Source organism: Agaricicola taiwanensis (genome assembly GCF_014635245.1).
In the GTDB taxonomy this organism is placed as follows: Bacteria; Pseudomonadota; Alphaproteobacteria; order Rhizobiales; family Methylopilaceae; genus Agaricicola; species Agaricicola taiwanensis.
Map to the genome: position 1 here is coordinate 1,182,335 of NZ_BMCP01000001.1, position 19,390 is coordinate 1,201,724.

At 63.5% G+C, this 19,390-nt stretch carries 17 protein-coding genes and 1 riboswitch; of the genes, 11 read left to right on the forward strand and 6 right to left on the reverse strand.

From position 1 onward, the window contains the following. Positions 1–2 precede the first annotated feature (2 nt). Together apaG and metZ are read right to left on the reverse strand one after the other, a co-directional pair. Positions 3–395 carry a Co2+/Mg2+ efflux facilitator ApaG/CorD gene (gene apaG, locus IEV58_RS05600; protein WP_188409100.1) on the reverse strand — a complete coding sequence of 131 codons (393 nt, stop codon included), beginning with the start codon at positions 393–395 and terminating at the stop codon, positions 3–5. A gap of 73 nt (positions 396–468) precedes the next feature. Further along, a complete protein-coding gene (gene metZ / locus IEV58_RS05605) occupies positions 469–1,659 on the reverse strand; it encodes an O-succinylhomoserine sulfhydrylase (RefSeq protein ID WP_188408674.1) in 1,191 nt (396 codons plus the stop codon). A gap of 43 nt (positions 1,660–1,702) precedes the next feature. After that, a riboswitch (SAM riboswitch) is annotated at positions 1,703–1,780 on the reverse strand. Between the two features lie 195 nt (positions 1,781–1,975). On the opposite strand from metZ, the gene IEV58_RS05610 reads away from it, so the two are divergent. Continuing rightward, complete coding sequence (locus IEV58_RS05610) at positions 1,976–3,061, forward strand: 2'-deoxycytidine 5'-triphosphate deaminase (RefSeq protein ID WP_188409101.1); 1,086 nt, start codon at positions 1,976–1,978, stop codon at positions 3,059–3,061. Positions 3,062–3,068: 7 nt separating this feature from the next. Here the strand turns inward: IEV58_RS05610 and IEV58_RS05615 are convergent, their stop codons facing one another. Further along, positions 3,069–4,847 (reverse strand): SLC13 family permease, encoded by a 1,779-nt coding sequence (locus IEV58_RS05615; protein ID WP_188408675.1) that lies wholly within the window; start codon positions 4,845–4,847, stop codon positions 3,069–3,071. Between the two features lie 89 nt (positions 4,848–4,936). On the opposite strand from IEV58_RS05615, the gene IEV58_RS05620 reads away from it, so the two are divergent. From IEV58_RS05620 to IEV58_RS05665, 10 genes are all read left to right on the forward strand, one after another. Continuing rightward, the gene (locus IEV58_RS05620; protein WP_188408676.1) at positions 4,937–5,812 is read left to right on the forward strand and encodes a S49 family peptidase; all 876 of its coding nucleotides are present in this window, start codon (positions 4,937–4,939) and stop codon (positions 5,810–5,812) included. 21 nt (positions 5,813–5,833) lie between these two features. Next, positions 5,834–6,037 carry a hypothetical protein gene (locus IEV58_RS05625; protein WP_188408677.1) on the forward strand — a complete coding sequence of 68 codons (204 nt, stop codon included), beginning with the start codon at positions 5,834–5,836 and terminating at the stop codon, positions 6,035–6,037. Between the two features lie 95 nt (positions 6,038–6,132). Next, positions 6,133–7,056 (forward strand): glycine--tRNA ligase subunit alpha, encoded by a 924-nt coding sequence (locus IEV58_RS05630; protein WP_188408678.1) that lies wholly within the window; start codon positions 6,133–6,135, stop codon positions 7,054–7,056. After that, complete coding sequence (gene glyS, locus IEV58_RS05635; RefSeq protein ID WP_188408679.1) at positions 7,056–9,131, forward strand: glycine--tRNA ligase subunit beta; 2,076 nt, start codon at positions 7,056–7,058, stop codon at positions 9,129–9,131. The genes IEV58_RS05630 and glyS overlap by 1 nt, the downstream gene beginning before the upstream one ends. 107 nt (positions 9,132–9,238) lie before the next feature. Continuing rightward, positions 9,239–9,376 carry a DUF3096 domain-containing protein gene (locus IEV58_RS05640; protein ID WP_188408680.1) on the forward strand — a complete coding sequence of 46 codons (138 nt, stop codon included), beginning with the start codon at positions 9,239–9,241 and terminating at the stop codon, positions 9,374–9,376. A 15-nt stretch (positions 9,377–9,391) separates the two neighbouring features. After that, positions 9,392–9,541, forward strand: coding sequence for a hypothetical protein (locus tag IEV58_RS05645; RefSeq protein ID WP_188408681.1), 150 nt, complete (start codon positions 9,392–9,394; stop codon positions 9,539–9,541). 60 nt (positions 9,542–9,601) lie between these two features. Next, entirely contained in the window at positions 9,602–9,919 is a 318-nt protein-coding gene (locus tag IEV58_RS05650; protein WP_188408682.1) for a hypothetical protein, read from the forward strand. A gap of 142 nt (positions 9,920–10,061) precedes the next feature. Then, positions 10,062–12,740: a pyruvate, phosphate dikinase gene (gene ppdK, locus IEV58_RS05655; protein WP_188408683.1), complete on the forward strand. Its 2,679-nt coding sequence runs from the start codon at positions 10,062–10,064 to the stop codon at positions 12,738–12,740. A gap of 11 nt (positions 12,741–12,751) precedes the next feature. Further along, the gene (locus tag IEV58_RS05660; protein WP_229729201.1) at positions 12,752–13,456 is read left to right on the forward strand and encodes an EF-hand domain-containing protein; all 705 of its coding nucleotides are present in this window, start codon (positions 12,752–12,754) and stop codon (positions 13,454–13,456) included. Positions 13,457–13,643: 187 nt separating this feature from the next. Then, positions 13,644–14,678, forward strand: coding sequence for a cell wall hydrolase (locus IEV58_RS05665; protein ID WP_229729202.1), 1,035 nt, complete (start codon positions 13,644–13,646; stop codon positions 14,676–14,678). A gap of 2 nt (positions 14,679–14,680) precedes the next feature. Here IEV58_RS05665 and IEV58_RS05670 read toward each other — a convergent pair whose 3' ends face one another. The 3 genes from IEV58_RS05670 to IEV58_RS05680 form a co-directional block, all read right to left on the reverse strand. Further along, a complete protein-coding gene (locus IEV58_RS05670) occupies positions 14,681–15,568 on the reverse strand; it encodes a LysR family transcriptional regulator (protein ID WP_188409102.1) in 888 nt (295 codons plus the stop codon). A 92-nt stretch (positions 15,569–15,660) separates the two neighbouring features. Continuing rightward, positions 15,661–16,632, reverse strand: a complete 972-nt coding sequence (locus IEV58_RS05675; RefSeq protein ID WP_188408686.1) for a D-2-hydroxyacid dehydrogenase family protein — start codon at positions 16,630–16,632, stop codon at positions 15,661–15,663. A 68-nt stretch (positions 16,633–16,700) separates the two neighbouring features. Further along, positions 16,701–19,352, reverse strand: coding sequence for a DUF2339 domain-containing protein (locus IEV58_RS05680; RefSeq protein WP_188408687.1), 2,652 nt, complete (start codon positions 19,350–19,352; stop codon positions 16,701–16,703). Positions 19,353–19,390 lie beyond the last annotated feature (38 nt).

A 19,390-nucleotide genomic window follows, 5' to 3' on the forward strand; every position in this document is an offset into this window, starting at 1 on the left:
CGTCAGTTCACGACGCGTCGAGCGCCGTCCGCATCCAGCGAGAACGCGGGAATTTCGATGTGGAACTCTTCGCCCTTATCGGAGCGCATGCCATAGGTGCCGAACATCATGCCAGTGGGAGTGGGCAGGGGAACGCCGCTGGTGTACTCGAAGGTTTCACCCGGCGCCAGAACCGGTTGTTCGCCAACGACCCCATCACCATGCACCTCACGCGTCTGGCCCGTCTCGTCGGTGACGCGCCAGTGCCGTGTGAGAAGCTGCACCGTCCGCTTGCTGCGGTTGGAAATGATGATGGTGTAGGAGAAGGCATATTGCTGCTCGCGTGGTTTCGAGCGCTGCGGCAGATAACGCGGTGTTACAAGCACCTCGATCCCGCGTGTCGTCGCATAATACATGGTCAAAGGCCTCGCCTGTCACGCGCGGCCTGCACCTTGCGATGTGCGTGCCAACCGGTCAACCGCCGAACGGTTAAACGGTTTCGAGGGCCTGCAACACGTCCTCGACGAGATCATCGGGGTCTTCAAGGCCCGCCGACATGCGCAGAAGACCGGGCGTGATACCGAGCTGCGGCTTCTCCTCCGCCGGCACATGCTGGTGTGTGGTGGAAAAGGGATGGGTCACGATGCTCTTGGCATCACCGAAGTTGTTGGAGATCCGGATCACCTTCAGCCCGTTGGCAAAGCGGAACGACTGCGCCTGATCGGCGAGTTCGAGCGCCAGAACCGTTCCGCCACTGGCCATCTGGCGCTTGACGACCTCGGCTTGCGGATGATCGGGAAGTCCGGGATATGCGACCCGTTTGACCTTTGGATGTTTCTTGAGTTCCTGCGCGATCCGCAGCGCCGTTGAGGCCTGACGCTCCACCCGCAGCGAGATGCTTTCCAGGCTCTTCAGCAGCACCCAGGCGTTGAACGGGCTCAGCGAGCCACCACTGTGCCGCAGGAAAGGGGCAATCAGGTCATTGATGCGCTTCTCGTCGCTGAGGATGATGCCGCCGAGACAGCGGCCATGGCCGTCGATGTGCTTGGTGGCGGAATAGGTCACGACGTCTGCCCCGAGGCGGTAGGGGTTCTGGACGGCGGGACTGGCCAGCGCATTATCGGCCACAAGCAGCGCATCGGCCTCCTTCGCGATCTTGGACAAGACCGAGAGATCGGCGATCTCCAGCGTCGGATTGGCGGGGGTCTCCAGAAACAGCAGCCGGGTTTCCGGCCTCACCGCGGCGCGCCAGGCGCCGATGTCGGTAAGATCGACCATGGTGACGGCGATGCCGAGCTTGGGAAGCAACTCTCGCACCAGCCAGCGACACGAGCCGAAGATCTGGCGGGCGGAAATGACGTGATCGCCGGCCTTGAGAAGGCTGAGGAAGGCCGCATTGACCGCGGCCATGCCGGTCGCCGTGGCGCGGGCCGCCGGTGCACCTTCCAGCAGTGCCATGCGCTCTTCGAACATGGCGATGGTCGGATTGCCGGTTCGTGTGTAGGTGAACCCGGGGTTTTCGCCCGCGAAACGCGCGACGGAGGCTTCCATGGTGTCATAGGTGAAGCTTGAGGTCAGAAAGAGCGCCTCGGAGAGTTCACCGAAATGAGAACGGTCTCCGCCGCCATGAACGGCGCGGGTGGCGGGGCGGGCACTGTCGGGAAGAGAGGTTTTGGTCACGGGGCAACGTCCTGAAAGTCCGGCCGTTCGCGAGGCCTGACATCCTCACCCGCGCACGACCTTTTAGCGAATTGTTTTACGTGGCTGCAAGCCGGCCGGCCAAATCACCACGATGTCTTGCGTTCCTTTAAAAGAACAAATTGGCTGTCGTCAAGGACGGTCCTGCTGACGACGCTTTCCTCGGGCCAGGCGGCCTTCCGAAAATAGTGGATGGCGGCAGCTTCTGGTCGTGGCAGTTCACGAGCACGGCCGCGGCTGCTTGGCCTTCCGCCGCCGATCCGCTAGAGGAACCAGAGGACAAACGAACGTGGCGGACATGACAGACGGCATTCTGCCGGGACAGGCGATCGCGAAACTGGTGGATGACGGCGTCATCCGCCTCGAACGGCCGCTGGCGGATCGCCAGATCCAGCCTGCCAGCCTGGACCTGCGCCTTGGTACCCGAGCCTATCGCATGCGCGCCAGCTTCCTGCCCGGACAGGGCCGCACCGTTGAAAGCCGCGTTGACGATCTGAAGCTCCACGAGATCGATCTGACCGAAGGCGCGGTGCTGGAAACGGGCTGCGTCTATCTGGTGCCACTCCTGGAGCATCTGGACCTGCCGCATGGCCTGGCGGCCCTGACCAACCCCAAAAGCTCGACGGGACGGCTTGATGTCTTCACCCGCGTCATCGCTGACGGCGGCCGCGCCTTCGACAGCGTTCCCGACGGCTACACGGGCGCACTCTGGGCGGAGGTCAGCCCGCGCACCTTCCCGGTGCTTGTCCGGACCGGCTCGCGGCTGACGCAGCTGCGTTTTCGGCAGGGCCATGCCATTCTCACGGCGGAAGAGACGGCCGCACTACAGGCCAGCGATCGGCTGGTCGACACCAACGAGCCCGACCTGCGCGACGGCATTTCTGTCACCATCGACCTCGCCGGCCTGGGCCCCGATGGCCTCGTCGGCTATCGCGCCAAGCGACACACCGGCGTCATCGATGTCGACCGGGTCGCCGGCTATGCGGTCGACGATTTCTGGGAAGCCGTCCACGTCAAGAAGCGGCAGCTGGTTCTGGATCCTGGCGAATTTTATATCCTCGCCTCCAACGAAGCTGTTCACGTGCCGCCAGGCTATGCGGCTGAGATGGTGCCTTTCGACCCCCTCGTTGGTGAGTTCCGCGTGCATTACGCCGGTTTCTTCGACCCCGGCTTCGGCCATACCGCTTCGGGGGGGCATGGCTCACGCGCGGTGCTGGAAGTGCGAAGCCACGAAGTGCCCTTCATCGTCGAGCATGGGCAGACCGTCGGCCGCCTGGTCTATGAGCGGCTGAACGCCCCCTCCGAGACGCTCTATGGTGAAACCCTGGGCTCCAATTATCAGGCCCAGAAGCTGAAGCTGTCCAAGCACTTCCGCGCGGATTAGCGCGAACTCAGAAGGGCCAGAACAGCAGGATCAGCGGCACGGAAACCGCCACACAGATGGCCTCCAGCGGCAGCCCCACGATGGTGAAGTCGAGGAACTTATAGCCGCCCGGCTCCCAGACGAGCGTGCTCGACTGATGCCCGATCGGGGTGAGAAAGGCGCAGGAGGCGCCGATGGCGATCGCCATCAGGAACGGATCGGGATTGACCCCAAGACCCTGCGCGATGCCGAGAGCGATGGGCGCCATGATGAAGGCAGTGGCGTTGTTGTTGAGGATGTCGGACAGCCACATGGTCACCACCATGAGGAGCGTCAGGGTCCAGACCGGCGCCAGACCGCCTGTCGCTGCCGTGATCCAGCCCGCGACGAGCTCCGCGCTGCCGGTCGCCTCCATGGCCGTTCCGACCGGGCCGAAGGCGCCAAGCAGGATGATCACCGGCCAGTCGATCGCTTCATAAGCTTCGTCGGGAGCGACGATATTGGTGAGGACGAGAGCGAGGGCCGCTGCCGTAAAGCCGATATGAGCCGGCACCAGATCGGCAACAAGAGCGGCGACGGCGATGAAGAAGATGCCGCTGGCGAGCGCCAGGCGCCGCGGGCGCCCGATACCGACACTTCGTTCCTTCAGCGGAAGACAGCCCATCTCGCTCAAGGTCTCGGTCATGGTTTGCGCCGGGCCTTGAAGCAGGAGGATGTCTCCGAAACGGAAGCGCACGTCTCGCAACCGGTCGTCAAGGCGCCGGCCTTCGCGTGCGACAGCGAGCATATTGACGCCGAAGGTGGTGCGCATGCGCAAGGAACCCGCAGAGCTTCCGATCAGGCGCGAGCGCCGTGCCACGATTGCCTCCACAAGGGCTGTCTCGTCCGACGAGAGGTCCTGAGTGTCGATCTCGACGTCCGCTGAAAGCGCGAGGCCGCTCGTGTCGATGATCTTCTTCAGGCTGTCGGGGGCTCCCTCCAGGACAAGGACGTCGCCCTGCTGCACCTTGGCGTAACCCCCGGGCGCGAGACGGCTGCCGCCGCCGCGCAGGATGCTGACAACCGTCACATCGTTTTCAAACAGCGCTTCGACTTCCTGAACCCGCATGTCGATGACATTCGATCCTTCCAGAACCTCCACCTCGGTCAGGTAATCGGCAATGTCGAAGAGGTTCTGGCTTTCTGACGATCCCCGCCGGTTCTTCGGGACAAGACGCCATCCGATGAAGGCAAGATAGATGACGCCGGCGATCGCCACCGGGATGCCGACGGGAGCGAAATCGAACATCGCGAAAGGCTCGCCAACGGCACGCTCGCGGAAGCCGGAAATGATGATGTTCGGCGGGGTGCCGATGAGCGTGATCAGGCCGCCCAGCACCGAACCGAAGGCCAGAGGCATCAGCGACCAGGCAGGCGGATAGCCGTCGCGGTAGCAGTTGCGCAGGGCGACCGGCAACATGAGTGCCAGCGCGCCGACGTTGTTCATGAACGCAGAGAGGAAGGTGACCATCAGCGTCTGGACGAGGAGCTGTTGGATGGGCTTGCCGGAAAAGGGCGCTGTGACCTGGGTCGCCACGTCGACGATGCCGGCGTTCTGCATGCCCCGACTGATGATCAGCACGGCCGCGACCGTGATGGTGGCGGGATGGGCAAAGCCGAGGAAGGCCTCGTCCATCGGCACCAGGCCGCAGGCGATGACAGCCATCAGTGCAATAAGCGCCACGATGTCGTAGCGGATGCGATCCCAGACGAAGAGCACCAGGGAGCCGGCGAGAATGGCAAAGGCGGCCCACTGCTCGAATGTCATGAAAAATCCCCGTCGATCAATCGATAGCGCGGAACAGAAGAGAATCGTTCCACATTGAAGCGCGCAGTTGGGCTGTTTATCTAGGTCTCATGGCTGACACATCACTCCGCGACGATTTCGCGCGCTGGCTTTCGCCGGTGCTCCCCAAACACATGCGGCCGGGCGTTCCGGTTGTTCCGGTCGTGAGGCTCACCGGCGCGATCGGCATGGGCACGCCGTTGAAGCCGGCGCTCACGCTTGCCTCGGCCGCGCCGCTGCTGGAGAAGGCCTTCGCCATCAAGCGCGCGAAAGAAGTCGCCATCATCGTCAATTCTCCGGGTGGCGCGCCGGTGCAGTCGCACCTGATCCACCGCCGCATCCGCTCGCTCGCCCAGCAGCACGGGCGCAAGGTCACCGTCTTCGTGGAAGATGTGGCTGCATCCGGCGGCTATATGATCGCCTGCGCGGGCGACGAGATCATCGCTGATCCATCCTCCATCGTCGGCTCGATCGGCGTTGTGTCGGCAGGCTTCGGCTTCACCGGTCTGATCGACAAGCTGGGCGTTGAGCGGCGGGTCCACACTTCCGGCCAGAGCAAGGTGATCCTCGATCCGTTCCAGCCCGAGAAGGCGGAGGATGTCGAGCGCCTGAAGACGATCCAGAAGGACGTGCACGAGGACTTCATCGCCCTCGTCAAGGAGCGCCGGTCTGGAGCTCTGGACGGCGTCGATGGCCTGCTCTTTTCCGGTGCCTTCTGGACCGGGCGGCAGGGGCTCGATCTCGGCATCGTCGATCGGTTGGGTGAGCTGCGCACCGTCATGCGGGAACGCTATGGCGACGATGTGGTGCTGAAACTCATCGGCGCCTCACGCGGCCTCATGTTGCGGCGGATGACGCCGCGGGACGGAGGGCTCGGAGCGGGATTGGCCGACGAAGTCCTGACCTCGCTTGAGGCGCGGGCGCTGTGGTCCCGGTTTGGTCTCTGAACGTCACGGGGAGTGTGAAGTATGTTGCCGCTTCTTCCTGCCGTCGGTCTCGCAGCTCTAGGTCTCGCCATCCTCACCTTTGGCCGGCGGGAGATGAACCGCATCACCCGCAAGCTCGATGATCGCGACGAGGCGAACGGTACCCTGCCGGACAAGAACGCGCCCATGCTGCGCCGCGACCCGCAAAGTGGCCAGTGGCGGCCCGATCCGGAGAGGAACGCATAAAATTCGGGAACAGCACCGGCGTTTCTATCCGCCGCCTTGACCCTTGTCAGGCGCGCCGATAGGTTCGCGCGCGCTTGATTTTCCCGGATGTTTGAATGCCCGCTCCCGCCGATCCGCTGAGCCCGACACGCTCGTTCCAGGGCCTGATCCTGACATTGCAACGCTTCTGGGCGGAGCAGGGCTGCGTGCTGCTGCAGCCCTATGACATGGAAGTGGGTGCCGGCACCTTCCACCCCGGCACGACCTTACGCGCCCTCGGCCCGAAGCCCTGGAAGGCGGCCTATGTGCAGCCGTCCCGACGGCCGAAGGATGGTCGCTACGGCGAAAATCCAAACCGCTTTCAGCACTACTACCAGTTCCAGGTCATCCTGAAGCCGAACCCGTCCAACCTGCAGGAGCTCTATCTCGCCTCGCTGAAGGCGATCGGCATCGACCCGCTGCTGCATGACATCCGCTTTGTGGAAGATGACTGGGAAAGCCCGACGCTGGGCGCCTGGGGCCTTGGCTGGGAATGCTGGTGCGACGGCATGGAGGTCTCCCAGTTCACCTACTTCCAGCAGGTGGCTGGCATCGAATGCAGCCCTGTCTCCGGTGAGCTCACTTACGGCCTCGAGCGTCTGGCCATGTATCTGCAGGGCACCGACAACGGCTTCGACCTCAATTTCAACGGCCGCGACGGTGACGAGAAGGTCACCTATGGCGACGTCTTCAAGCAGGCGGAAGAGGAATACTCCCGGCACAACTTCGAGCATGCCGATACGGCCATGCTGCTGCAGCACTTCAGGGATGCCGAAGCCGAATGCACGTCGCTCCTGGAGAAGGGCGAGGCGGGCGAGCGGCACCTCATGGTGATGCCGGCCTATGACCAGTGCATCAAGGCCAGCCATGTCTTCAACCTGCTCGACGCCCGGGGCGTGATCTCCGTGACGGAGCGGCAGAGCTACATTCTGCGGGTGCGTGAACTTGCCAAGGCCTGCGGCGCCGCCTGGCTCAAGACAGCCGGCGGAGGAGCCGCCTGATGCCTGATCTTCTGATCGAACTCTTCTCCGAGGAAATTCCTGCCCGCATGCAGGCGAAGGCGGCGGACGATCTGCAGCGCCTGGTCACCAATGCCCTGGTTGACGCGGGGCTTCCCTATGAGGGCGCCAAGGCCTTCGCAACGCCGCGCCGCCTGGCGCTGACGGTGCACGGCCTTCCTGCCCGCCAGCCGGACCGGCGGGAGGAGCGCAAGGGCCCTCGTGTCGGCGCGCCGGAGCAGGCGCTTGCGGGTTTTCTGAAAGCCGCCGGCCTCTCCTCCATGGAGGAAGCGAGGATACAGCAGGACCCGAAGGGTGATTTCTACATCGCCGTCACCGAAAAGCCGGGCCGCACGACGCAGGAGGTGGTGGCGGACATGATGCCCGGCATCATCCGCGCGTTCCCCTGGCCGAAGTCCATGCGCTCAGGCACCAGCGAGCTGCGCTGGGTGCGGCCGTTGCAATCGATCCTCTGTCTGTTCGGCTCCCTTCATGAGGATCCGGAGATCGTCCGGTTCGAGATCGACGGCATCGCCTCCGGTGACACGACCTATGGACACCGGTTCCTTGCACCGGGCGCGATCCAGGTGCGGCGCTTCGAGGACTATGTGGCCAAGCTGGACATATCCAAGGTCGTCCTCGATCCCGAGCGGCGGAAGGATATGATCCTGACCGACGCCAAGGCGCTTGCCTTCGCCGCGGGGCTGGAACTGGTGGAGGATGCCGCTCTGCTCGACGAGGTGGCGGGCCTGGTGGAATGGCCAGTGGTGCTGATGGGGTCTTTTGATGAGGACTTTCTGAAGGTCCCCGACGAAGTGATCCGTACCACCATCCGCGTCAACCAGAAGTGCTTCGTGCTGCGTGATCCCAAGACCGGCGAACTGGCGAACCGTTTCCTGCTCGTCTCCAACATCGAGGCAAAGGACGGCGGCGCTGCCATCGTCGCGGGAAACCAGCGGGTCGTGCGTGCCCGCCTGTCGGACGCCCGCTTCTTCTGGGCCACCGACCGGAAGGTGAAGCTGGAGGAGCGGGCGAAGAAGCTCGACAGCATCACCTTCCACGAAAAGCTAGGTACTCAGGGCCAGCGCGTGGAGCGCATCGCCCGGTTGGCGCGTGAGCTTGCGCCGCTGGTGGGCGCCGATCCGGCCGAGGCGGAAACCGCGGCCAAGCTTGCCAAGGCCGATCTCGTCACCGAGACCGTGGGCGAGTTTCCGGAGCTGCAGGGTCTCGTCGGCCGCTATCTTCTCTCGCTGGAACGCTATCCCATGGCGGTCGCCAAGGCATCGGAAGATCACTACAAACCCCAGGGTCCGGGAGACCGCGTACCCCGTGAGCCGGTGTCCATTGCCGTGGCGCTCGCCGATAAGATCGACACCCTCGTCGGCTTCTGGACCATTGACGAGAAGCCGACCGGTTCAAAGGATCCCTACGCTCTGCGGCGCGCCGCACTGGGGGTCATCCGCATCGTTCTGGAGAACAATCTGCGCGTGCCGCTCGCCCGGCAACTGACGCCGGTCTTCGGAGGCGCTGACGGCGCGGCCGACAAGCTTGCCGATCTCATCGCCTTCTTCGCCGATCGCCTGAAGGTGCAGCTGCGTGAGCAGGGCGCCCGCCATGATCTTGTGGATGCGGTGTTCGGCCTGGGCAATCAGGACGATCTGGTGCTGATCGCACGCCGTATCGACGCCCTGGGCAAGTTCCTCGACACCGACGACGGCCGCAATCTGCTCGCGGGTTATCGCCGCGCCGCCAACATCCTCAAAGCCGAGGAGAAGAAGGACGGCGAGGGTACTTTCGACAAATCCGTCAACCCCAACTTCCTGACCGAAGAAGCGGAGAAGGGCCTCCACGCCGCAATTGAAAAGGTTTCCGCGGATGTGGCGGTGGCGGTCGAGAAGGAAGATTTCACCGCGGCCATGAAAGCGCTTTCGCGGCTTCGGGTCCCGGTCGACGATTTCTTCGACACGGTCACGGTGAACGCCGACGATGTGAAGCTCCGGCTGAACCGACTGCGACTGCTCGCCAGCCTGCGTGCGGCCACCCGGCGCATCGCCGATTTCTCCCGCATCGAAGGTTAACGCGGCATATCAAATTATTAACGTTTCAGTCCTGTGGAACCTCACGGGGCTGAGTGCGTTCTTCGGCCAATCGCTTCATATCGAGCGGATACCGGAGACCCTATCTCGTGACACTCGACATTATCGCCATTCAGCCGATCGTAGCCTTGATCGCCGGAATCTTGATCCTGATCATGCCGCGCCTGCTGAATTACATCGTCGCCTTTTACCTCATTGTCATCGGCATCATCGGCCTCACGGCCTGACCTGGAGGATCTGATATGCCCTCTCAGGGGAACTTCGCGTACTTCATCATTGGCGGCCTTCTCGTGGCGGTCGGTGTGCTTGCCTATCTGTTCTATGAGAACAGCCCGAAACAGCAAGGCGTTGAGATCAAAGTCAATCCGGCAATTTCCACGCCGGGATCGTGAGTGAAACCAAATCATCGTTCACGCGTTGGTGATGCAAATGCTCGACCCAAGGAGGAAGCAATGGACGATCTGAACCGCCCCGGTCCGACGACGGACCCCTACAATCAGAGGACGACGCCGCCTGTGGAGCGCAGTTCCGGCTTCTCTTCGATGTATCTCATACTCGGCGCCCTTGTCGTCGCCGTCGCCGTGTTGGCCTTTGCCTTTTCTGGCCCTGATACGGCCGAGGAAGGCCGCGCTGGCACTGACGCTCCAGCCGTAACGGAGCCGGCACCCTCGACTGCGCCTTCCACGGCGCCGTCCGCCGCACCTACGGCTCCAACCGAGCCGAGCAGCCCGCCCGCTGGCGGTGCTCCGGCTCCTGCCCCCGCACAGTAAGCGAGGGGTTTCAAAAAGAGGCTGGCTCGGTGTTCCGGGCCAGCCTTTTTTATGTGAGCAAGACGCCTGTCTTGCATTCGCGCCGTCGCCATGAGACGACGCAAAGGGGCAAAAGCTTCACCTGAAAAGGAATATTCGGACCATGGCCAAGTGGGTCTATACCTTCGGGGACGGAGCGGCGGAAGGCCGCGCCGATATGCGCAATCTTCTTGGCGGCAAGGGCGCCAATCTCGCTGAAATGGCGAGCCTTGGCCTGCCGGTTCCGCCGGGCTTTACCGTCACCACCGAAGTCTGCTCCCACTATTATGCCAACGACCGCCAATATCCGGGCGAACTGGCCGCCCAGGTCGATGCGGCGCTGGACCATGTCGCCGCCCTGACCGGCCGCGTCTTTGGTGATGCTGAAAATCCCTTGCTTGTCTCCGTGCGCTCCGGCGCCCGCGCATCCATGCCGGGCATGATGGACACGGTGCTTAACCTCGGCCTCAACGATGTCACTGTGGAAGCGGTAGCATCCTCCTCCGGCAACAGGCGCTTCGCCTTCGACAGCTACCGTCGTTTCATCCAGATGTACGCGGATGTGGTGCTGGAACTCGACCACCAGGATTTTGAGGAAGTATTCGAGCGGGTGAAGGAGGAGCAGGGAGCTCTGCAGGATACCGATCTGGACGCAGACGCCCTGGCAAATGTCGTCGAGCGCTATAAGGATCTGGTCGCAAGGGCCCTGGGCAAGCCCTTTCCGCAGGATCCGAAAGAGCAGCTCTGGGGCGCCATCGGCGCGGTTTTCTCCTCCTGGATGAACCAGCGCGCCAACACCTACCGCCGCCTGCACAATATTCCGGAGAGCTGGGGCACCGCCGTCAATGTCCAAGCCATGGTGTTCGGCAACTTGGGCGACACATCCGCCACCGGCGTCGCCTTCACCCGCAATCCCTCGACCGGCGCGAAAGAGCTCTATGGCGAGTTCCTGGTCAACGCGCAGGGTGAGGATGTGGTCGCCGGCATCCGCACCCCACAGGACATCACCGAAGCCGCCCGCAAGAATGCAGGATCATCAAAGCCGTCCCTGGAAACGGTGATGCCGGAGGTCTTTGCCGAACTCGTCCAGACCGCGAACCGTCTGGAGAGCCACTATCGGGACATGCAGGACCTCGAATTCACGGTCGAACGCGGCAAGTTGTGGATGCTGCAGACGCGTTCCGGAAAGCGCACGGCCAAGGCCGCGCTTCGGATCGCGGTGGAACTGGCCGGCGAGGGGCTGATCACGGAGGAAGAGGCAGTCGGTCGCGTCGAGCCAGCAGCCCTCGACCAACTTCTTCATCCCACCATCGATCCGAAAGTCGCGCGGGACGTCATCGCCACCGGTCTTCCGGCTTCTCCAGGTGCCGCCGTGGGCGAGATCGTGTTCTCTTCCGAGGAGGCCGAAAAGCGCTCGGGCGAGGGCCATAAGGTCATTCTGGTGCGCGTTGAAACCAGCCCCGAGGACATTCACGGCATGCATGCTGCGCAGGGCATTCTGACCACCCGTGGCGGCATGACCAGCCATGCCGCTGTGGTGGCGCGCGGCATGGGCAAGCCTTGCGTGTCCGGCGCGGGCGGTATCCGCGTCGATGAAAAGGCACGTACTTTGACCGTTGGCAGCGAAAGCTTCACCACGGGCGATATCATCACCATCGACGGCTCCGCCGGGCAGGTGTTGAAAGGCGAGGTCAAGATGATCGAGCCGGAGCTCGCCGGTGAGTTCGGCACGCTGATGGGATGGGCCGACAAGGTGCGTCGCATGAAGGTGCGCACCAACGCGGAAACACCTGCGGATGCCCGGACGGCGCGGCGCTATGGCGCTGAGGGCATCGGCCTCTGCCGCACCGAGCATATGTTCTTTGATGCAGGCCGGATCTTGGCGGTGCGGGAAATGATCCTGGCCGATGACGAGGCCGGACGCCGCGCGGCGCTTGCCAAGCTCCTTCCCATGCAGCGTCAGGATTTCGTCGAGCTCTTCGAGATCATGGGCGGGCTGCCGGTGACGATCCGCCTGCTCGATCCGCCGTTGCATGAGTTCCTGCCGAAAACCGATGCTGAAATATCCGAAGTCGCCGCCTCCATGGGTGCCTCTGTGGAAAAGCTGCGCCAGCGCGCATCGGAACTTCATGAGTTCAATCCCATGCTCGGCTTCCGAGGCTGCCGCCTTGCCATCGCCTATCCCGAGATCGCGGAGATGCAGGCTCGCGCCATTTTCGAAGCGGCGGCGGAGGCCGGCAAGAAGACGGGCTCACCGGTGACGCCGGAGATCATGGTGCCGCTGGTCGCCACCAAGGCCGAGTTGGACATCGTCAAAGCGCGCATCGACGCCATGGCGGAAGCGGTGATCGCGGAAGGCGGCGTTCCCATCACCTATGTGGTCGGCACCATGATCGAACTGCCACGCGCGGCTCTGCGGGCCGCTGAGATTGCTGAGACGGCCGAGTTCTTCTCCTTTGGCACCAACGATCTGACGCAGACGACACTCGGAATCAGCCGCGACGATGCAGCCAGCTTCCTCGGCACCTATGTGGCCAAAGGCATTCTTCCGGCGGATCCCTTCGCCAGCCTCGACCGCGACGGTGTGGGCGAACTGGTGAGCATCGCCGTCGAGCGGGGGCGAACAACACGGCAGTCCATCAAGCTCGGAATCTGCGGTGAGCACGGTGGTGATCCCGACTCGGTCGCCTTCTGTGAGGAAGTGGGGCTCGATTACGTGTCCTGCTCGCCGTTCCGCGTGCCGATCGCCCGCCTCGCCGCCGCGCAGGCAGCTCTCAAGGCAAAGCCCGCCGGACAGGCCTGAGGGGCGGAAAGGTGCCGGGCGGCAAGCCCGGCACCTTCTTTTCAGAAGAGACATCTTGGCCCGCCTTTTGCTTCTCATTGACAGATAAATTGCGGCGCTCCGCCAAAGCGGAGGATTGCCGCAGCGCTGATCATTCAATGGAGCGTGCCGCGATGACCTCGATCGGATCCTCAGATTACAGCAGTCTTCTGAAGCGGATGTCGTCACCCGCTGACATCGCGGACCGCATTGTCGGCAAGGCCGACGGGGATCAGAACGGTAGCCTGTCTTCGGCAGAATTTGCCGCAGGCCTGCAAGGCGTGCCGGGAATGAGCATGAGCGACAACAGCATCGCCAAGCTCTTCGGCGACATCGATGCCGATCGCGATGGATCGCTGAACAAGGAGGAACTGACCTCCTATCTCGACAAACTGGCCGATGGCGTTCGCTCCGCTATGCTCTCCGCGCAGGAGGAAGGGGCGCGCGCGTCGAAGTCCGAGGACAAGAAAAGCGGCAGCTATGATGCGCTCGATACCAACAAGGACGGCATGGTCTCCATGACAGAGCGTCTGTTGGGCGCCGTGAATCAAACCGATGGCGAGGCGGCGAACACGGGAAGCTTCCTCAGCGACATGAAGTCGGCGCTCGTCTCCCGCGTTTACCAGGCGATGGGTGAGAAGACCTCGACGGCGCTGAGTTCCGCATCGGTGGCGTCGACCATGAGCACCGCCGCATGAAATCTCGTTCCAATGCCGGATGACAACGCGCGCTTCGGCGCGCGTTTTTGTTTGTCGTTACGAAGACTGATGTTAAAGGAATTCGTTAACCATACCAGTTAAACCTCCATAAAGGTTAAGATCGCATCCTTGGATGCTGTTGCAGGACGGTCACGGTCCTGTCGGTAGCGTCCAGTGGAGTTGCGTCATGCGTAAACGACGTCTCGTTTGGCAGTGGTCGATCGCCGCTCTTTTGGCCGGCGCCGGTCTTTTCACCTCTTCCTCCGTTATCGCCTTGCAGGATGCAGGAGCGCTCGCCCAGATCGAAGCCGGCAGCACCCCGCGTTGGCGCCTGCATCTTCTGGCCGTGCAGCCGGACCTTGCCGTTCCTGGCATGCTCGATTCCTTCGATATGGGGTGGTCGGGCGCACCGGGAGGAATGGCACCAGGGCTTGCCACCGCGCGCGGCTTCACCGTCGGCAGTGAAATCACCTATCGGCCACGTCAGGCGTCCAACGACATCTCCAAAGCGGATCGTTTGAGCCTGCCGCGGACGGAAAAGCCGGCGACCGCGGCCGTACTGGCCAAGCTGAACATCAAACCATCGAAGGATGGCTCGACACCCGATCTCTCGGCTCTTGATCTGGTTGAACCGGCGGGCACGGCCTCGCCCCTGGACGTCGCGAAGGCGGCTTTGGCGGAAGAATTAGCGCTCAACGCCCGAGAGGCGCCCATCGGAGGCATCAGCCTGGCGGTTCGCGAACAGCATCCCTCAGGCGAGGTCACGACCTCGATCAAGCCACGCCCCGTGGCCTCCGAGAAAGAGATGGCACGTGAGCGCAAGTGCATGGCCGAGGCCATCTACTTCGAAGCCCGTGGGGAGCCGGAGAAGGGCCAGTATGCGGTGGCGCAGGTGGTGATGAACCGCGTCCGTTCCGGCTATTATCCGGACACTGTCTGCGGCGTCGTCTATGAGAACAAGCATCTGCGCAACCGCTGCCAGTTCTCCTTTGCCTGCGATGGCATTCGCGATCGGGTGACGAACCGTGTTGCGTGGGCCAGAGCGGAAGAGATTTCCGAAGAGGTCGTCGGCACCGATTATTTCCTGCCGGAGATCGGCTCCGCCACGCATTATCACGCGACCTATGTCCGTCCGCATTGGACCTGGGACATGGACAAGCTGGAGAAGATCGGCAAGCACATCTTCTATCGTGAGCTGCGCTGGGGCACGGACGAAGGCTGACACTAATCCGCCTGAGCGCGGCGACCTTCGATCAGGGGTTTCAATGCCATCAGTTCCGCGCCTGCGAAGTCCAGGAAGGCGCGCACTCGTGCGCTGGCTTTCAGATCCGCGTGGGTGAGAAGCCACAGTCCGGCGCCGCTGCTATCGTCCTGAGGTTCTGCGAGACGCTCGAGCGTCGGTTCGGCATCGCCAATGAAGCAGGGAAGGGAGCCAATCCCCATACCGGCCGCAATCGCATGGCTGAGCCCCAGCACCGTGTTCAGGCGATAAACGGCTTCCTGGCCGGTCAGGTCGGCAAGCGCACCGTTGGCGCTCACCGGCAGGCTGTCGCTGAAGCCGACCCAGGGAAGGCCGCGAAATTCATCCCGCTCCCTCGGGTGTTCATCACCTTTTCGGCCATAGATGGTCCAGGCGACGCTGGCGATACGGCGGCCGACGAGCGTTTCCGTGGGATGGGCGGTCGCCCGGATCGCGATATCGGCATCGCGCCGCGACAGGTTAAGGCTCTGGTTGCCGACGATGATCTCAAGCCGGATATCGGGAAAGGCTTCCCTGAAGCGCGCGAAGATCGGCGTCAGCATATGGATGATGAAGCTGTCGTTGGTGGTGATCCGGAGCTCACCCGACGGTTTCAGGTCGCGGCCGGCGATGCGGCGTTCAAAGGATGCCACATCGTCAGCCATGCGCGAGGCAAGCCCCACCATCTCCTCGCCCGAGGGCGTCAGCGCATAGCCGACACGACCCCTCTCGAAGAGCTTGGTGCCGAGCCGCTCTTCCAGGGCGCCGAGCCTGCGGAACACGGTGGATGTGTTGATCGCCAGCGTATCGGCGGCTCCCGCCAATGTCCGCCGATCGGCGATCGCCTTGACCAGACGGAAGTCATCCCACATCAGCACGGCAAAGCCCCGACAATTGCGTACCTGCAACGAGATACATGATGTCGGGGCATTTGTCGTGCGGGCAGGAGAACCAGCCTACGCCTTCATAGGTTCGGCGGTGCGTCGGCACCGCCGATAAGCCGGATCGGCTTGCCCTTCAGGAAGGCCTCCAGGTTCTCCAACGACTGTTCGTAGAAGAGCTTGTAGTTCTGTTCCACCACGAAGCCGATGTGAGGGGTCGCAACCACGTTTGGCAGGTGGCGGAAGGGATCATCCTTGGGCAGCGGCTCCACCGGGAAGACGTCGAGGCCGGCGCCACCGATCTTGCGTTCCTTCAGAGCGGTCACCAGAGCGGTCTGGTCAACGAGCGCAGGACGGGAGGTGTTGATGAGATAGGCTGTCTCCTTCATGCGCCCGATGTCTTCGGCGGAGACGATGTTGCGCGTGGCGTCCGCCAGCGGAATGTGGATCGTCAGTACGTCGGCGCGTGAGAAGAGATCGGCCTTCGAAACACATTCGATACCGTAAGGTGCCGTCCGCTCCGGCGTCAGGTTCGGGCTCCAGGCAATGACCTCCATGCCCAAGAGCTTGCCGATCTGGGCAACGGGGGTTCCCATGTTGCCGAGGCCCAGAACCGCCAGCGTCTTGCCAACGCAGCTGCGGCCAAGGCCGATCTGCCAACCGCCGGCGCGGAGCGAGGCGGTTTCCTGCGGCAGGTGGCGCATGAGCGAGAGGATCAATGCCCAGGTCACTTCGACGGTGGTGGAATGGATCGCCTCCGTTGTGGTGACCGTGATGCCCAGCTCCTTGGCGGCATCAAGATCGATGGAGAGCTTGTTGCGCATGCCGGTGGCCAGCAGCAGCTTCAGTTTCGGGAGACGCTCCAGAACCCGGCGCGGAAATTCCGTTCGCTCGCGGATGCGCATGACGCCGTCAAAATCCTGCAGGCGCGCGACCAGCTGATCCTCGTCATGCACATGGTCGGTGAACGGAACGATCGTGACATCCGGCACCCTCGACCAATCGACAATGCTGTGGGTGAGGCCTTGATAGTCGTCGAGCACCGCGATACGCATGAAGCTTCTCCCTGTGGCAGCTGTTTCGGGTGGTCTTACTGCCGTCCAACACTGTTTACAATAGACGATTATTCGGGCACGGGGGCGCGTGGCGGGAAGAGCAGGCGTTGATAGAGGAGCCCTATGCCGACCAGCGCCAGCCCAAGACCCATGAAGGAGAGAGCCCGCAACACGCCCTCAAGTCCGTTCATGTCGAAGAGGAAGACCTTGAGGACAGTCAGCGTGATGACAGCTGCCGAACCCAAGCGGAGTTCGCGGAGGCCGGTCAGGGCACCGGCGATCAGGATGAGCACGCCATAGACGAGCCATACGACGGAATAGGCATAAGACTCACCGGCGGACATCGTGCCGACGGAGAGGATCGGCCGGTGGTAGGCCGCGCGCACCTCCAGCGAGATGAGGGCGAACACGAGAAGACCGGCCAGCACGCCGGCGGCGAGCACATACCACTTCGGTCTGCGGCCGTGGCTGTGAAGGCTGAGCGCTCCTGCGGCGAGCGCCGGTAACAGATAGCCCGGGATAAGCTCATTGAAGATAAGGCCGTTCCCGATACTGTCCCGCGTGAACATCGGATTGACCGCGAGAAGGAGGCCGAAGAGGCCGCCGGCCATGGATAATGCGCCGAGCGCCATGGAGCCGACGCGCAGCACGGAGCCCGGACGGCTCAGCGACAGGCGCTGGGCGGCCACTGCGATCAGGCAACCCGTCATGACCTGAAGCCCCACTTCACCGAGCGAGGCCGAGGCCGAGCGCAGGTCACCGCCGGTGGAGAAATGACGGATCTGGAAGGCAAAGAGCAGCGACGCGTAAAGCAGGGCCAGACCCTCGAACAGCCCTGTGGCCCGGCTCTGGCCCTGACGTCCGAAAAGCCAGGCGGTGGTAGCGAAGGCTGCAGCAGGAAGGCCATAGGCCCACAGAAGACCGTTGAAGATGGGAGTGGTGCCGATCCCCTGGCTGACCATCAGCGGATCCAGTCCGGTGCGCAGCAGCACCACCACCCCCACCGTCATGGCGAGGATAGGCAGGGCAGCGATCCGTCGGGAGCCGTGGACCCAGGCGATTCCGGCTGCGAGCACCGCGAGACTGACGGTAAGGAAGCCCTCCCGCAGGCTGGTCGCAAGGGCAAGCCCGATCGCGGCAACAGTGCCCGTGGCCGTCGCCGCCGTTGCGGCAGCCAGCATGGCATATGCCGCCTCGCGTCGTGCAAAACGCTCCGTGAGAAAGGCAAAGCCACCGGCAACAGCGATGGCGACTGCGGCGAAGCGCAGGTCCGGCGTGAACGCGGCGACCTTCCAGTAGGTCACCGCCAGCACGGCCAGCGGTGCGGCAACGGCACCCCCCGCCCGGGCGCCGGTGATCCAGAGCGGCTGTTCAGGTTGCCGCCAGGCGAGCGCCAGGCCGACGCCCCCGATCATGCCGCCAAGAATGGCCGATAGGGAAAGGAGCGAGCCGATGCGGCTCGGCAGTGCCGCAGCCTCGCCCGGGAAAGGAAAGGCCGTGGTCGGGTCGGTCAGAAGCCAGGAAGCAAGATTGAACGTGAAGATGGCAAGCGCGCCCGTGATGGCGGCTGCCGGAAGGAGCAGCGCCAATCGGCGCCGCCATATCGCCAGCGCCAACTCACCTGCGATCAGCAACACCATGAGAACGAGCGAGGCGGTCCGATGGTCTTCGATCACCGCGACAGCTATGGCAAGGAGGCCGAAGGCAGCCGCCACGGCGTTGGAGGCCCAGTCGATGCGGGCGGCATCCTCATCGCGCAGGGGTGCCGTCGCATGATAGAGCCCCACGAGAGCCAGAAAGGCGGCGGTGAAGGCGGCCAGTGCCGGTGCCGAACCCGCATCGCCTGCGGCGGCGACGTAGACTGCCGCCCAGGCAAAGGAGGCGGAGCTTGCCGCCACCATGAGCCACTGCCAGCTGCGGATCCTTGCGACGCCGAAGGCCGAGGCGCTGACGAAAACAAGGTGCGTGAAGAGCCCCCAGGCGCTGGGCTCATCCGTGGAGACGAGCGCCGGGAGGGCCGTGGCAGCAATCAGGCCCAGCCCCGCCAGCATAGGGCCGTGCAAGGCTGCCGCGAGCATGGTCCCCGTCGCGACGAGAGCAAGCACGATAAAGGCGAGTGCAGGCGGCAGGAAGCCATAGAGCGCATAGGCCGCGTAGACCGTCGCGAAGGCCGTGGTGGTGCCGGCGGCGGTCAGGACCCCGGGCACATGGGCCGCGGGAATCCCGCCCACGCGAGAGGTCCGCTCGTTCCGCCGCAGCCATTCCCCCGCTGCCAGCAGAAGGAGGGCAAACAGCATGCCCGCCACCACCCTTGCGGCCGGGCCGAAAAGCCCCTGATCAATGGAATAGCGCACAAGGAAGATGCCGCCGAGCATGAGCGCGAGACCGCCGATCCAGACGGCAACACGAGCACCGAGCGCTTCTTCAAGCCCGGACTTAGCTTTCGCCGCGGACGGGACAGGTTGAGGTTTGGCGGTGGCATCCGGAGCCGGTTTTTCGGAAGGCTTGGCTTCCTGCACCGGCGCGGGAGGTGCCGGTTCGGCCACAGCCGGTGCCGGCGGTGCCTTCAGCGCGGCGATCCTCGCATCAAGTACCCTGACCTGAGCGGTGAGGCGGCGCACCTCGGAACGCTGCACCAGAGCGATGATGAAACCGGCGATGGCAAGCACCGGCGTTGCGAGTGCCACCAAGATGAGAGTGCCTATGCCGATATCATCCATCACATGTGCTTTCGCCGATTCGCTGGAAGCTTACCCGT

What these genes read in the sequence shown, in the direction of transcription:
- apaG (WP_188409100.1), bottom strand. Translation starts at nt 395, where the DNA reads ATGTATTATGCGACGACACGCGGGATCGAGGTGCTTGTAACACCGCGT.
- IEV58_RS05680 (WP_188408687.1), bottom strand. Translation starts at nt 19,352, where the DNA reads ATGGATGATATCGGCATAGGCACTCTCATCTTGGTGGCACTCGCAACG.
- IEV58_RS05630 (WP_188408678.1), top strand. Translation starts at nt 6,133, where the DNA reads ATGCCCGCTCCCGCCGATCCGCTGAGCCCGACACGCTCGTTCCAGGGC.
- IEV58_RS05615 (WP_188408675.1), bottom strand. Translation starts at nt 4,847, where the DNA reads ATGACATTCGAGCAGTGGGCCGCCTTTGCCATTCTCGCCGGCTCCCTG.
- IEV58_RS05670 (WP_188409102.1), bottom strand. Translation starts at nt 15,568, where the DNA reads ATGTGGGATGACTTCCGTCTGGTCAAGGCGATCGCCGATCGGCGGACA.
- IEV58_RS05650 (WP_188408682.1), top strand. Translation starts at nt 9,602, where the DNA reads ATGGACGATCTGAACCGCCCCGGTCCGACGACGGACCCCTACAATCAG.
- IEV58_RS05665 (WP_229729202.1), top strand. Translation starts at nt 13,644, where the DNA reads ATGCGTAAACGACGTCTCGTTTGGCAGTGGTCGATCGCCGCTCTTTTG.
- IEV58_RS05610 (WP_188409101.1), top strand. Translation starts at nt 1,976, where the DNA reads ATGACAGACGGCATTCTGCCGGGACAGGCGATCGCGAAACTGGTGGAT.
- IEV58_RS05625 (WP_188408677.1), top strand. Translation starts at nt 5,834, where the DNA reads ATGTTGCCGCTTCTTCCTGCCGTCGGTCTCGCAGCTCTAGGTCTCGCC.
- ppdK (WP_188408683.1), top strand. Translation starts at nt 10,062, where the DNA reads ATGGCCAAGTGGGTCTATACCTTCGGGGACGGAGCGGCGGAAGGCCGC.
- IEV58_RS05675 (WP_188408686.1), bottom strand. Translation starts at nt 16,632, where the DNA reads ATGCGTATCGCGGTGCTCGACGACTATCAAGGCCTCACCCACAGCATT.
- IEV58_RS05645 (WP_188408681.1), top strand. Translation starts at nt 9,392, where the DNA reads ATGCCCTCTCAGGGGAACTTCGCGTACTTCATCATTGGCGGCCTTCTC.
- IEV58_RS05620 (WP_188408676.1), top strand. Translation starts at nt 4,937, where the DNA reads ATGGCTGACACATCACTCCGCGACGATTTCGCGCGCTGGCTTTCGCCG.
- glyS (WP_188408679.1), top strand. Translation starts at nt 7,056, where the DNA reads ATGCCTGATCTTCTGATCGAACTCTTCTCCGAGGAAATTCCTGCCCGC.